The 13,803-nt window shown below is 49.4% G+C and carries 15 protein-coding genes and 2 pseudogenes; 10 read left to right on the forward strand and 7 right to left on the reverse strand.

The features are described 5' to 3' along the window. Window positions 1-113 precede the first annotated feature (113 nt). The 7 genes and pseudogenes from ACKFKF_RS15225 to ACKFKF_RS15255 all read right to left on the reverse strand — a co-directional run bounded on the left by ACKFKF_RS15225 (window position 114) and on the right by ACKFKF_RS15255 (window position 7,035). On the reverse strand, window positions 114-779 hold the full coding sequence (locus tag ACKFKF_RS15225; protein ID WP_446868453.1) for a hypothetical protein: 666 nt from the start codon (window positions 777-779) through the stop codon (window positions 114-116). 199 nt (window positions 780-978) lie between these two features. Then, window positions 979-1,203: pseudogene (locus tag ACKFKF_RS15230) on the reverse strand (hypothetical protein); the annotation flags it as partial. A 209-nt stretch (window positions 1,204-1,412) separates the two neighbouring features. Continuing rightward, window positions 1,413-2,105: a hypothetical protein gene (locus tag ACKFKF_RS15235; protein WP_446868454.1), complete on the reverse strand. Its 693-nt coding sequence runs from the start codon at window positions 2,103-2,105 to the stop codon at window positions 1,413-1,415. Then, the gene (locus ACKFKF_RS15240; protein WP_446868455.1) at window positions 2,071-3,837 is read right to left on the reverse strand and encodes a hypothetical protein; all 1,767 of its coding nucleotides are present in this window, start codon (window positions 3,835-3,837) and stop codon (window positions 2,071-2,073) included. Before ACKFKF_RS15240 ends, ACKFKF_RS15235 begins: the two co-directional genes overlap by 35 nt. Before the next feature lie 773 nt (window positions 3,838-4,610). After that, entirely contained in the window at window positions 4,611-6,098 is a 1,488-nt protein-coding gene (locus tag ACKFKF_RS15245; protein ID WP_446868456.1) for a helix-turn-helix domain-containing protein, read from the reverse strand. Between the two features lie 122 nt (window positions 6,099-6,220). Continuing rightward, the gene (locus ACKFKF_RS15250; protein ID WP_446868457.1) at window positions 6,221-6,820 is read right to left on the reverse strand and encodes a Uma2 family endonuclease; all 600 of its coding nucleotides are present in this window, start codon (window positions 6,818-6,820) and stop codon (window positions 6,221-6,223) included. After that, window positions 6,817-7,035 (reverse strand): ribbon-helix-helix domain-containing protein, encoded by a 219-nt coding sequence (locus ACKFKF_RS15255; RefSeq protein WP_446868458.1) that lies wholly within the window; start codon window positions 7,033-7,035, stop codon window positions 6,817-6,819. Before ACKFKF_RS15255 ends, ACKFKF_RS15250 begins: the two co-directional genes overlap by 4 nt. Window positions 7,036-7,181: 146 nt before the next feature. Between ACKFKF_RS15255 and ACKFKF_RS15260 the strand changes: the two genes are divergently transcribed. The 10 genes and pseudogenes from ACKFKF_RS15260 to ACKFKF_RS15305 form a co-directional block, all read left to right on the forward strand. Further along, complete coding sequence (locus ACKFKF_RS15260) at window positions 7,182-7,730, forward strand: hypothetical protein (protein WP_446868459.1); 549 nt, start codon at window positions 7,182-7,184, stop codon at window positions 7,728-7,730. After that, window positions 7,718-8,050: a hypothetical protein gene (locus tag ACKFKF_RS15265; protein ID WP_446868460.1), complete on the forward strand. Its 333-nt coding sequence runs from the start codon at window positions 7,718-7,720 to the stop codon at window positions 8,048-8,050. The genes ACKFKF_RS15260 and ACKFKF_RS15265 overlap by 13 nt, the downstream gene beginning before the upstream one ends. An 89-nt stretch (window positions 8,051-8,139) precedes the next feature. Continuing rightward, window positions 8,140-9,318 carry a hypothetical protein gene (locus tag ACKFKF_RS15270; protein ID WP_446868461.1) on the forward strand — a complete coding sequence of 393 codons (1,179 nt, stop codon included), beginning with the start codon at window positions 8,140-8,142 and terminating at the stop codon, window positions 9,316-9,318. Beyond that, entirely contained in the window at window positions 9,296-10,738 is a 1,443-nt protein-coding gene (locus tag ACKFKF_RS15275; protein WP_446868462.1) for an ATP-binding protein, read from the forward strand. Before ACKFKF_RS15270 ends, ACKFKF_RS15275 begins: the two co-directional genes overlap by 23 nt. Further along, a complete protein-coding gene (locus tag ACKFKF_RS15280) occupies window positions 10,731-11,177 on the forward strand; it encodes a hypothetical protein (protein WP_446868463.1) in 447 nt (148 codons plus the stop codon). The genes ACKFKF_RS15275 and ACKFKF_RS15280 overlap by 8 nt, the downstream gene beginning before the upstream one ends. Then, window positions 11,174-11,614 (forward strand): hypothetical protein, encoded by a 441-nt coding sequence (locus tag ACKFKF_RS15285; RefSeq protein ID WP_446868464.1) that lies wholly within the window; start codon window positions 11,174-11,176, stop codon window positions 11,612-11,614. Before ACKFKF_RS15280 ends, ACKFKF_RS15285 begins: the two co-directional genes overlap by 4 nt. Before the next feature lie 8 nt (window positions 11,615-11,622). After that, on the forward strand, window positions 11,623-12,342 hold the full coding sequence (locus ACKFKF_RS15290) for a M23 family metallopeptidase (RefSeq protein ID WP_446868465.1): 720 nt from the start codon (window positions 11,623-11,625) through the stop codon (window positions 12,340-12,342). Beyond that, complete coding sequence (locus ACKFKF_RS15295) at window positions 12,339-12,929, forward strand: lytic transglycosylase domain-containing protein (RefSeq protein ID WP_446868466.1); 591 nt, start codon at window positions 12,339-12,341, stop codon at window positions 12,927-12,929. The genes ACKFKF_RS15290 and ACKFKF_RS15295 overlap by 4 nt, the downstream gene beginning before the upstream one ends. Window positions 12,930-13,032: 103 nt before the next feature. Continuing rightward, window positions 13,033-13,500, forward strand: a pseudogene (locus tag ACKFKF_RS15300) (DUF1016 N-terminal domain-containing protein); the annotation flags it as partial. A 12-nt stretch (window positions 13,501-13,512) separates the two neighbouring features. Further along, window positions 13,513-13,803: PDDEXK nuclease domain-containing protein (locus tag ACKFKF_RS15305; protein ID WP_446868467.1), on the forward strand; the 291-nt coding region annotated here is incomplete at its 3' end.

Below are 13,803 nucleotides of genomic sequence, written 5' to 3' on the forward strand. Positions count from 1 at the left end.
CAAGAAATTAGTCGTTGATAAGTGAGGCTCTGGTGTGGAGGAGCGATTCAGCAAGTTTTGCAAGTGGATGAACGATCGCTTAGAAGAGTTCCAAAGAGCAGTTTTGAGTTGCCCTACAACTTTTCCTTACAGCCTTCATCCGCGATGGAGAACAGCAAAGTATTGAGCTTATTTGATTTCTGTCTTAGCTTCAGCCCTTCTCCCCAAAGGACTTTCCAGGCTAGACTAGCTTGATTCTGGGTCTCTAAAACCTGCGAAAGCAGCTTACATGCAGATTCTGAGTTTTGTAATCCATCATCAAGATCAAGAACACGGATTGAAAGTCGTTTAAACAAGCCCGGATCGTTAGAAATATCCGCCTCAGCGAGTTTCTGCTGAAGTTCCTGAGTAATTTGCTTCAATCCATCTGTCCGTCCTTGTCCAAGTCGTTTGAGATCTTCACGCAACTCATCCTTAATAATTCCGCTTGCTGTAGAGTCAGTCAGTAGAATGCCGTGGAGCAAAGGATTTTGCTGTAGCCCTTGAGCTAGTTTGATAATTGGTTCCCAGAGTTTGCCTTTCTGTAGACCGTGTTTAGCTTGTAGTTCTATTGTTGTGCCATCTTGAAGAGTAATGTTGAGATCATCTCCAGGTCCGTCAGTTTCTTCTGCAACAGCAATAGGTAAATCATCTGGGTGGTCAATCCAATCCAATTTCTGCTCAGTCAAGATGTGTACAGCAACGTAGGCTGTTGCTCTTGCCTGATATTCGTATCCACCACCGCCTCCACTTCCACTCATCTATCTACTTCTTCCTTTTTGATATTTTACCAGCGTCAGCAATTACTCAGGCTAAAGAGAAGGAAAATGGATTGTTCTAGAAATACTTACTTCAACGCATTCAACAGATTGCGTCCCTACTTTTTGAGGGTGGAAAGATAGTCATGCATTCAACAAAAGCACGCATCCTCGAAGGAACTATTCTGCATGATGTCCCGCGCCGACGTTTCGCTTCGATGACTGCCAAGGGAAAATCACGAGTGTAGCAAAGCAAGTAGTCTGCAAACTTCCTGCGCCGCCGTCGAGTCCGTCCACCAGTGGTCAAAATTCGACCCGCATCGATCGCATACTGCTCCGTAAACAAATGAGAATGCTGAGAGCTTTCTTCCCAGTCTTTCAGCTTCGGCAGAACGTATTTCCGGCAGGTATCCGCCTCATTGAGCATGATCAGGCTGTGTCCTCAAGGCTTCTTTTAGTGCAATTGCTTCACTCTTTACCCCTTCCTTCAAAGAAGTATCGTTTTACACCGCAAATCAGGTTGCCCATAGCCTAACTCAGATTTAATAGCAGACACCAGAAGGGGCGATCGTCAAGGCGGCTTCTAAAACCAAGTTTTTCTTGTCGTTCCATCCATTAACCGACAAGAAAACGAAATCAATCTTCTGTCTCGTCGTCCATCTGTTGCAACTGTGCCAACACTTGAACTGCATCCTCGTGCGTGACTTGCGCCGTGGTCTTCCGCAACCGCTCCATCACAAACCACTTGTACTGAGATAACGACCAACCAATGCGTATCGTCTCCCGAAAAATTGATCGCATCACCGCTTCTTGCGCGTCTGTGTAATCAGGGGTGCGATCGGGATAAAACGCAGGTGGTTGACCCGACGCAGAAAGCTGAAACAGTTCGGCTGGAAATTGCGTCATCATGTCTCGAAGCAGAACCGGATCATAGTTCCAAAAGTCATTAGGGCGAAGATACCAATCTGCCGCTTCCAGTCGAAAATCGGGCGGTGGAGAGGTGTAGAAGATTGCCCGTTGCCCATTTTGCTCTGGTGCGAGGTACTCAGCCTTTGCCGCTGCATCGAGCCACTGTTTTTCGCCTGAAGTGAGGGATCGTGCCTTGATGCCCTCTGGTAGCTGCAACTTCAACAAGCCCACCTGCCACATCCGTGTGCGCGTCTCCAAGTCAAGATTCGGCATCCCTTGCCAGCTAACCTGCTGCTGAGAAGGACTTGCCTTGCGTTTGACCGAGCGTGGGAGACCAAAACCACGAGCATTCGCCATTGCATCCAGACCGTAGAGTTCTCCTGCATTATCCCACGTCGTTCTCAGAGCTATGACGTTCACCCTCTACTTCAATTGCCGCTTGAGAAGAGTTTTGGAGGGAATGACTTGAGATATCTAGCACACCGGGATTGATGTCTGCCCACGCCAGCGCCTCCGCCACCAGAATCGGGTCACCAGAGGCAAGAAACTGCTGCATTCGAGCAACTAGCTTGGCATTTGAGACTTCTCGCTTAATTTGTTGCTGATGTTGCGAAGCGATTTGAGCGGCTTCACGTTGCGCCGATCGCTGTGCCTGAATCTCCGCTAGCGTCTGTTGAACAAACTGCACCCCTTGCAAAGACGCAGACCCACCCTCTGATGAGACATTACCATCTACTACCCCTTGCTCTAGAGCAACAGAATCGCTAGAACCATTATCGGGAGAGTGATTACCATCAGCATCAGACAATAAGCTTGTAAGACTGGAGCAGTCGGTTGCGTCCAAAACGCAATCTGGCTGCTCGTCTGATTTTATGAAGTCTTCGGCGGTTTCTGTCAGGTAGCTGGGATGCCAGAGGTCACGGTGACGATACAGAGAACCGCCACCAATTTTGTATCCTAGTAATGCTTTGAATCGGGCGGTGGCGTTAGAAGGAAGCAATCCAGTTTCGAGAAGGTCAGCGATCGCACTTCTAATTCGGTCTCTGGTTAACTGCGATCGCTGCTGGTTCCAGGTAGGAGCTTGCTCGATCGCTTGTTCTAGTTTCTCAGACTTGGCTTTGAACTTTCCGTTGGGGTCGCCGTAGTGGAAGTAGCGACTGTTCTCAATGCATGTTGCCCATTCTGCGGCGCGATGTTCGATCTCATGTTGATGCTGACACCACTCTTGATAGCCAGGAAGTGATTTGGCAGTTTCGACGATCTCTTCGATCAGTGCCAGTCCTTCAAGCGGCTTGCCGCCAGAAAGAATGTGCTGGAAGATGTACGATCGCATCGTGATGCGCCCCAACAATCGATTGGTTTGTCCGCGTCCTGTCCAACCGAGTTCGATTTCGGCGTTGAGGTCGTTGATGAACTTGTCGGCTTTGCCGGAGATACGAAAGAACTTGCGCTTGGCTTGTTTGAGAATTTGCTTCAGGAGCTTCGTCTCTAAGTCATTGCAATTTTGGGTGAAGTTCCACTGTTCGACAAGAACTTGCTGGGTACTCCAGATAGGCTGAAGTTCGCTGTTCAGTAAATAGGAACCTGCTTGAAGGGGCAAGCGATGGGCATTGAAAAGGCTGGGAGTCCCTTCGACAAGGTAGGGTTTGGGATTGGGGAAGACTTCGAGCTGTCCGGGGTTGAGTTTGAATCCGGCGTTTTCGAGCAGGGTGGCGAGGGCGATCGCAAGTTGCCAGCTACTTTGAGCATTGGGAAAAGGGAAGTACAAATGCAACCCGCCGCTATAGCTGGAAGTACAAGCGATATGGCGAACGAGTCCCAGAGGTTCCAAGGCGGCGACGATGCGAGAAATGGCGAAGGGGTCACGAGTGGGGTGATAAGCGCTGCCTGCGTCAATGTCGAGCAAGCAATAGCGAGTTTCTGCACCGAAGCGAACGCCGTAGAGATAGCTGCCCTGATGGATGAGGCGATCTGACAAAGGGTGACGAGTTTCGGTCTTCCACTCGACTTTGGCACCAGGGTTGGGATGCTCTGCCCAGATGTAGTCATAGCGATGGGGAAAGAGTGCGAGAAAACCATCTGCCCACTCTTGAACATAGCCGCTTAAGGAAGATACGACCCCTTGCGGGTAACTCGAAGAGATCGGGTTCATACTTCCTCCTCACATTGATTGCAACTGAAACCTGAAATTTGCCTTGATTGAGTCATGGCGCTGTTGTCACGATTAGATCACGTTTTGTTATGAGGCGATCACTCTCTGATCGTGATTAGTTATAACAAACGCCAAAAGGTCATCAGGCTTCAGGATCAAGTGATCTTGTAATCAAATTGATTACAGTAATCGCTCCTTGTAATCCCCAAAGCCTTGACGATTCGATGAGAAAGTTACTTTCTTGGGGGTAGGGTTCTAGAGTCTTTGGGGGTAGGGTTCTAGAATTTTTGGGGGTGGGGTTCTAGAGTGCTTAGGAATGTGATCTTGGAGAAACGGGGGTGGGGTTCTAGAGAAATGGGGGTAAGGTTTTAGAAAAATGGGGGTAAGGTTCTAGAATGCTATGTAATCGCTGCGATCGGGGTAGAGGTTCTAGAAAATATTTGTAATCACGCGAAAGCGAGGGTAGGGTTCTAGAATGCTATGTAATCAGGGCTAAAGCCTCTATGTGCAAAGCTTCTAGCTATCCTACACAGGTAATGTTTTACGGGTTTGATTACTAAATTTAGACTAAATAATTTCCCAACTCGCTGCTAGAAGTGCCTAAAAGAGGCTCTGTAGTTAGTGCAGAGTAGACAACGCCCGATCGCTAAGTTTGTAATCACCTGTAATCGTTTTTTGTAATCACTGGCTGTAATCACCTGTTGTCATGACTCGCTTTCAGTGTGGTTTAACGACCTTGCAAAATTGTTTGAAAGCCTCAAGAGCTTTGTACTTCAAAGCATTTGCTCGAAAACTTGATTCAAAATTTGCTCATTCTCAGGACTAATCGATCGCTCCCCATTTTCAATTAGAGAAATTAAGCCCTGACTCAAGCCTGACAGTTTAGCCAATTTTCGCTGGCTCCAGCCCTTTGCTTGTCGAAGTTCTTTGACCTGGCTTCCGGTTAGTAAGTCCTCGTTTTCGGGTGACGATGGGTTAGCAGGTGCTATTTCAAGCGTGTGTGATGCTTCTGATGGGGCTGCAATCCAATCTTCGGAGGGCGTAATCCATAAATGAGCGGCGAGTAGCTGGTCGAAAAAACCTCGCGGACGTGGCATTTCGTCTCGCCCAAATCCTGGGGGCCGAATTGCATCAGGGTAAGCTTCTGAGTCAAATTGGATTGACCAACCCCGATCGTGGAGCGCTAATAAATCTTCATCCCATGTATTTGCCAGTTTTTTGCGATATTCACGACTACTTTTTGCCTGCTCAATCTTCTCAGTTCCGTATGCAACTTCCATTAAGGTTTGGACATAAAGCGGCTCGTGACGATTGAACTGAGTTTTAAATAAGAGCCAGACCATTAAACGTGCTGCGCCTTCTCGATGCTGCCACAGGCTCATGACGTTTTCTAAAACAGCCTGGGGTAAGTTGCCCTGCTGATAAAACGCTGTGCGATCGCGCCGTCCTTCTTCGTTCAAGAAATACTTTGCCCACAATCCCGCTTTAAGGACAAAAGTAATATTGGTTAGTTCTTTGTTGCCAAACAGATCTTCCTGGTAGTGATATCGAGTTCCTAACAAGTGCCAGAGCCGACCTTCTTCTACCGTGAAACCTTTGACTCTGCCTTGAGTTGCCCATGAAATAAACGTTGTGATTTTGCAAGGCTGTCTTGCGAGTTCTTCGATTAAAGCTAGCTTTTCTTGCTGATTTTTATCAGTGCGTTTTTTTAATCCTAAGTAAGCTTCAATCTGTCGATCGTCAATGATCAGTTCTTGCTCCCACGGACGCTCCATTTGGGCAGCATGAGCAGCATAAATCAAGTGCATACAGGCGGCTCGAATGTCGAAGGTGTCAATGACAGCTAAGGCGGCTGCGCCAGCAAGGGTCGCGGGATGTTCATCTTCTAAATTTTCAGTGACCCAAAAGTGAATGGCACCTTGTCCATCTCCGATGTCTCTGGCGTAGTAGAGTTTGCCGTTTGAGTCGTTGTCCCAGGGCAGATGCTTTCGTTGAGTGAGAATGTTGCTGGCTTCCCAGATCGGCAATGCTGATGCCATTCGAGTTGCCGAGTTGTCAACAAACAAGTTTGGACTCGTTTTGGGATGCTCGATCGGGGAGGAAGCTTTACTTTTAGAGGCTTTGCTTGATGCCTTAGTTGTTGTCGAAGCTGGTTTTTGACGAGGGGGCGTTTCTTTCGGAAGTTTGCGAAGTGCCTGAGCCGGAGTATCCACTTTCGGCAATTTTGAACGCTTTTGCTTTGATTTGTCCAGATCAGACATACTCATTTCCCTCCCAGTCGTTTTGCAGGTCGAATTCGTTACTCAGGAAACAAGTTCTCACATCAAGCTAGCTGATTATTGAATGTCAGACACCGAACTAAGTGGCGAAACGCGATCGCAAGCTATTCTTCAGCCGCTAAAACCTGGTCAACGGTGAGGTGCAATTCAGGAAACGTTTGACAGGGAATGGTTTCACCTTCGATGTATTCAGCCTTTTGGTAAGCTCCATTTTCCAGAGTCAGGACGATGACCTTTTTACATTTACCGCGCAGACAGTACTTCGCCGGAATTTGTCCTTCGCAGTCTACGATCCAGTATTCCTGGATGCTGAGTGCTTCGTATTCCTCTTGTTTGTCTATTAAATCATTACTCCAGTTGCCTGAAGCAATTTCAACGATCATAAAGGGCTTCGTTCGGATGCCGGGTCTGCGATCGTCTCGTCGTCGTTCAGGGCGTTCGATGACGGCAATATCGGGTCTTCTTCCTTTGCTGCCTTCGATCATCAAAGCGTTGCGCTTGCGGATTGAGTAGCTCAGTTTGAGTCGTCTGTATTGAAGCTCAAACATAAAGGATAGGAATTCGAGAATTTCCTCATGTAAGTCACTGGGTTCTGGCATCAGGACTAATCTTCCATCGACCAACTCGTACTCGTTGAGTTCATCACTGTCCTCAAAATCAATGAATTCTTCAAACGATAGGGATTTTGTGATGGTTTGGCTCATATGCGATCGCCTTGATTGTCTTCATCTTTCAGCCGTCCTTTGGTTTTGGCTTCATCAACGGCTCTTTGCGCCAAGGTCACCAACATATTCGACATGGAACGGTTCTCAAGCTCACACAGCTTTTCAAAATCTCTTTTGAGACTCGCTGGCATGACTACATTAATTCTAGGGTTTTTGGCGGGCATCAAACAGCAAGGATTGCGTGATGCAAACATTTTGTCACCTCATCATCATTGAATTGCGAAAGTGCTATCACTATAGTATAAAAGAGTATATTAGTAACGTTACTAGTGACGTTACTTTTCTGTAAAGCGTCAGTGGCCTCGTTAGCTTCTTCCTTTCAATTAGAAGGCAAACAAGTATGAGCAACCTCTCTCAAATCTCAAGCAGTCAGGTTTATTCAACCGCTGAAGTCGCCGATAAATTAGGCGTTTCTGAAAGTACACTCAGAAGCCGTAAGAGCCGGGATGGTGAAACGTTGCTAGAAGGGTGTCACTGGCTTAATTCAGAAGGCAAAACGCTCTGGACGATCGTAGGCTTGCTCAAACTCGCCGAAAGTTTTGATACGCCAGGAGCCAAAGCTTTTCGAGAATCGGCAGCGCTTACTGTTGCAAAGGAGGCAACGCCGATCGTCTCAAGTCCCGCAACGCCCGCCGTCCCAAACGCTGCAACAGAAGATGGTCACGGCTCTGCGGCGATCGGCGTTTCTCCTGATTGGCTAGAGCCGCTTTTGGACGCAACAGGGCGAGAAATGGCACTTGAATTTTACCGTCGCCTTCCAGAGTATTGCCTGAAGCACATTCAGCGTATGGCTCAAACGCCTACCGATGAAGAACGCCAAGTCATCGAAGCTGCGTTTCAACCACTCAATAGTTTGCGACAGGCGACGGAGGCAGAATGCAAGCCTTAATCCGCTTGGGTGTGGGCGCGATCGCTGGCGCAGTCTCAATGCTACTCGTTCTCGGAACACTTGAAAATCAGGTCAACTGGCGACGAATGCTCTTTATCGGAGCGTTTTGTGGAATCGGGACGGCAGGCGTTTTAGAAACAGTTGGACAGCGACGCAGAATTCTGTCTCCGATCGAAGCCCTGACACTGCAACTGTCTCGTCTCGATCTGCCGCCATCCGAAGCTGTTGCGATCGCAGAGCAGCTAGGTAAGCTCCAGTCTCTAACAGACCGCGATACCCCCGGCGCAAATTCCACTCAACACCCAACACCAGGTCGATGAATCGCCACACCTATTGACTTCTCGCAACCGCTGCGATCGCGACCGTGCAAATTATTTAATCGCTCTAACACCAAAGGAGATGGTGCATCGTGACAGAAGAATTTGGCAGCGGAACGCAACGATTTCTCGTTTCCTATCCAACGAGTGAAAGGTTTCCTGATACTGCCAATCCAAAAGATTTAGCAACCCAGATTTATAAAGCATTTGTTGAGACGCAGCCCACTGAAAGTGCAACAGTCAAAGAAGAATCGCAGCCAGAGGCAAGCGTTATGACGAGCGCAATTAGAGAAACCGTAGCTTCTGAACCTGGCGATCGCGCGCCAAACTTAGCCGACTCGCATAGAGCGTTGCAGTTGCCTACCTTACCCAGTTCGTTAGCACCCCTTTCAGAAGCAAGCATTGAGGATGACGGTTATCGAAATCCCGCCGTCGTGCCCTCACACAGCAGCAAACTGACCGACGAGGAACAATCGCTTTTGGAGGAGACGTTGCGAGGAAAGTTACCAAAATCTGAACTGCTCCGATTAATTCGACAAATGGAGACTTTAGACGATGCAAAGATTCCACACCGTCAGCCACTACCGCAACGCACCGTCAATCGTTATCGACTGGGCACGGCGATCGGACTTTTAATCCTGCTCGGAGTTGGCTCAAGTGTATTGATGAATCGCCCACAGGGTAAAGGATTAGTCTTGCCCAATGCCCCAAGCACAGTGCCGACGGCAACGCCAAGTGTCTCTTCAACGGCAAAGCCTGACGCTACGGCAACTCCTCCCCCACCGCTAGACGCGACCGTTGCCAGCCGGAATCATCTATTAGATCTATCACTCAAAGAAGCGGACAAGCAGCAAGCAGCGATCGATGCAGCGCGGCAAGACTATCTCTTATCACTGGCAGATCGGCAAATGAAAAAGGATGGTACACCTCTACAGGTGTCGTTAATTCGACGACTCAACGCTCAGGTTTTAGAGTTGCGGCGCGTTGTTGGCAGGGGCGGCGAATTATCAGGCACAGCACAACAAATTGCCATCGCTCGATCGCTCGTTGGAGACGCAAAGGCAACTTTACTCGCTATTCAATCCGTCTGGGCTGATCCCGGAGCCGCACCGAATCGTCATCGTATTTCACCTGCTCTGCTAACCAAAAATTTGATGGAGCTGGCAGAGCTGGCTCGGATCGTTCGAGAATCTGAATTTGAGCAACAGCTACGCGATACTGAACAACGGCGTAAGGAGGATCGCAATAATGCCACCTTGCCCACCCCTTAATGCGCGACATGTTGGTGTTGCCGGAGCCGGAATTCTCCTGACCTCTGCTGCTTCATTGTGGCTGGCCTCAATGCAACACGTTGAACAAGTCGGAGGCTTTCGTCCAGTGCAGTCGGCTGATGGGGCTGGATATGCGGTCGAACGATGGCAAATGCCGACTTCACACCGCTGGCTTTATTTAGCTGGAATGTCAGCCTGTTTGAGTGGAACTGGGCTGCTAACGATCGTTCGCATCGGAGACGATACCCTGCTCAATATCGAGACGCTTCGAGAAGACATTCCCGAAACGATTCAGGTGCTTTCCGCTCAGGCGAATCAATTTACTGCTGCGGGGCTTCAGCTTGTTTTTAGCGTCGCATTACTGACCGGAAAGCGAACCGCCAAGTTTGTCTATCTGAGAACTGCGCCCGTTCCAGTAAAAGACGCGATCGCACAATTGGCAGTTGACCGAACCTGGTTTGGCAAATTCCTCAAAGCCAGACACAACTGGGTGACCGGGCGCACGGGAAGTGGCAAAACCTTTCTCACCCTTGCATTAATCGTGGACTGGCTAGAAGAAAACCCAGATGGCGTCCTCACCGTCTGCGACCTTGCCTACGGTAAACCCGATGAGAATGGCTGGATCAATGACTGGCTAGGGTTGCCCGTTGAATACATGCGGATGGAACCCGACACCATTGCTGCAACCGTCGAAGCGGAGCGCGAAGAACTCGACGATCGCCGTCACGAAGGACAGGAAGCCGCCAAACGAGGCAAACGTCGCATTCAGCGTCGCTCCAATCGGCTGCTCGTCATCGACGAATGGGATTCAACCATAGAACTGCTGGGTGGACGAGACGGTAAATTTTTGGAATCTGTGCGGTTCCTGCTCAAATTTGGAGGCGGCTATGGTCACAAAGTTCTCTTGTCAGGACAAACGATCGCGACCGGAGAAACCGCCATCTCTGAAGCCACTCGCAATCAGTTAGCGATCGCCATTCTCGGCACTAACGCCACCAAAACGGATGAAGTCGGCAAGCTCAAGAGTGAAAGTCAACCGTTAATCGAACGGGCACGCAAAATTCGACAGCGCGAGTATCGACCTGCGGTTGTTCAACTGGGTGACGCTGACCCCGTTACTGTGGTCGTGCCAGATCTGGCTCATATTCTCAATGTGCGGATTCAGGTTGAAACTCAAGACCCAGATTTAGAGGGGTGGCTTCAAGTTTTCACGTCCGACCGACAAAAAGAAGTGCAGAGTTTGGCAGAGCAGTACGTCTCAGGTGAAATCAACTCGCCGCTCAAAGAGATAGCGCAAAAGCTTGGGTGCAGTGTGCGATCGTCGGACATGCGCTACACCCGATTTCTCAAGCCAGTTTGGGAAACCCTGCTGGCACACTATCAAACCACAAACCTAAAGGAGCGTATAAGCAATGAGTGATGGAATTGGCGGAACTGCTCAATGGCTGGCAGGAGTTGCTGTCGGAGCCGGAGTCATTTGCTGGGGCGTGTTGCCGGGAATGGTTGGCTTGGGCACTCAGCGCAGCCCTCAGAATGGAGATTTAGCGAAGCCAGGAGATGTCGCCCAGTGGTTTGCTGCCAATATCGCGCGAGTTTCTGGTGATTTTGCCGTAACGTTTCAGCGCGATCGCGTTCAAGGCCCGGTAGCCGGGTCGAGTAACTTAGGCGGAAATGGCTACGGTCGTCAACTTCTTCCTCAGACTTATAGCATTCCACAAAATGCTGCGCCCCGTAATGATTTGGGTCTACCGATGACGCAAGGCTCAATGAGTACAAGTCCGGTGCAGTGCGCGGGGACGCAAGACAAAAACTGTGATGGCTTAGTGACGCTCGACGAGTTGGAGACTCCTTCACCATGATGAGAATTTTAGCGCTGGTGGGAATTGCTGCCATCGTGCTGTACTTTCAAATTCCGCAGCGCATCAATTGGAGTGAACTTCGGGGCTTCAAAGGAGCAGATGTCGTAGAAAAAGCAGCTCAACCGCTGACAGAAAGCTTGAAGCCCAGGGAAGAAGAGAAGTCACCGTTGAAAGATGAAAAACTGAAAGATGAAACCTGGATGCGGAAGGATTGTCGTCAAGGCACGATCGCCTCCGGGTCACGGTTGACTCAAGCTGAATACAATCGCCATCTTTCTGCCCGTGATTTACAGGCGGATGACCCCTTACTCAATGGCACGATTGCCCCGTTTTGTACCCATCAAGACGGCTCAAAGGTCTTCATTCCCGACTGGTTAGTCAAGCGGAAATATCGCCTCAAACTCTCGGACAGAGGGGATGAGGTAGAGAAAAACTGAGATGAACTATGGCAAAGCTAACGGATGAAGAACTGCTCGCTCAGTTGCTCAAGGAATACCGAAATGGCTATCTTCGAGAAGATTTTCTTGAACGCGCCATTGTGAATATCGCTAAACATTACGCGCGATCGCACCGTGACAGGCTTCAAGAATGGCTGATCTGTGGTTTATTGCTAACTGCTGGAGTCATTTTCCTGGGGTGGAGTCCTCGGTATGACCTTCAGACAAAACGAGCGTCACAGGCAAGACTGTCTCCAGCTTCCTCAGCTAAAAAAGTTGGGGCACTCCGCGTTGAAGCGCCTCATCTAATGGATGACTCACCGCCTGGCGCATACGACTTCACGCTGATTGGACAAAGCAACGAAACCAGGAATGTCCCGATTCCGGCACCCTGTTCGGGCACGATTAAAAAGACGTGGTTTCAAGGCACAACTGGCAATCTGCAAACGGGGTCGGGCGGCGGCAACATTGTGGATATCGAATGCAGAAATAGTCGTTACGGGTGGCGAATGGCGCACCTGGCTGAGATTGGAATCAAATCGGGTCAGCAGATCGAGGAGGGAATGGGCATCGGAGGACAAGGCTGTACAGGACGCTGTTCGGGCGACCACGTTCACGCTCAGATGCATACCCTTCCTGACTGGCAGCGCATCGAAGACCGATCAATTACAGCCCCCGTGATCGATCGCTACCTCAAAAAAGTGAAGCAGGGAAAGTGGGAGCCATGAGCTTAAAAGTTTGGGCAAATCGCAGACAGCCTGTTGATCTTACCCTCGACCTTGTGCTGGCGATCGTGCTGTTTGGGTTAGCAATGCCTGTCTTATCTAGCTTGGGTAGCGGTGGATTAACGATTCGCCCTGTTTCACCCTCGCCAAATCAAACCAGTAGTCACGTAAAGGCACTGAGGCAAGCGATCGTGGGGCAGGAGTCAAACGGCGATTGCTCAATTCAAAACCATTCTGGATCAGGTGCGGCAGGTCTCGCTCAAATTATGCCGGAGAACATTCCTGTCTGGAGCCAAGAAGCATTAGGGCGAACGGTCACGCTACAGGAGTTCCTGAGTGATTGTCAATTGCAGTTACAAATTGTTGATTTCAAACTCAATCAGTATTGGCATCAAGAGTTTCAACAGAGCGAAGGAGATCCGGCACTGGCAGTGCGCCGAACTGCAAGCCGTTGGTATAGCGGACAAGGGGCGCAATACGACTCTTCATCCCTCCAATTTTGGAATGGGGCACGCTACCCAAGCATTCGCGACTACACTTTGTCTGTGTTGGATCGATACAATGCTACGGTGTCCCACTCAAAACAATGAGGCTTTGCTGCTAGAGGTAATGCCTTTTGACTGCCTTGTGGCTCCACTTGCAACTTGAGTAACTAGTAAGCTTATACTGACTTTGAACCTCAATACTATTCAGATGAGCGACCTTTCACTCAGCGGTTACGACCACCTGCTTCGCAAATTGAAAGAACGAATTCGCACGGCTCAAGTTCGGGCAGCTTTAGCGGTAAACCGCGAGTTGGTGGTTCTTTACTGGCAGATTGGGCGAGAGGTTTTGACTCGACAACAGCAGCAAGGATGGGGTGCAAAAGTTATTGACCGACTGGCGAAGGATTTGCAGCGAGAGTTCCCAGAAATGAAGGGGTTTTCGTCTCGTAATCTCAAATACATGCGGTTGCTTCGCAGTTCCCCGAAGGGGTAAACGTTTGCAGAGACGTATCCAGATGAGTCAATTGTGCAGGAGGTGCTTGCACAAATTACCTGGTATCACAACGTTGCGCTACTGGAAAAGCTGAAAGCTCAAGATGAGCGATTGTGGTATGCCCAGCAAACGATCGTACATGGTTGGAGCCGAAATATTTTGGTTCATCAGATTGAAAGTGAACTGTACCGACGCATGGGTGGCGCAATTACTAACTTCGATCGCGCTCTACCCCAACCTCAGTCGGAACTCGCGCAACAGCTCATCAAAAATCCATACTGCTTTGACTTTCTCAATTTAAGTACGAATGCTCAAGAGCGAGATTTAGAGAAAGCTTTGATCCAGCACATTCGAGAATTTTTGCTAGAACTGGGGGTCGGCTTTGCCTTCGTCGGTAGCCAATATCATCTAGAAGTCGATGGTGATGACTACTACTTGGATCTTTTGTTTGTGCGACCCGTTGACCTCAAAACCAATTCTTTCGGA

Source organism: Phormidesmis sp. 146-12 (assembly GCF_052939495.1).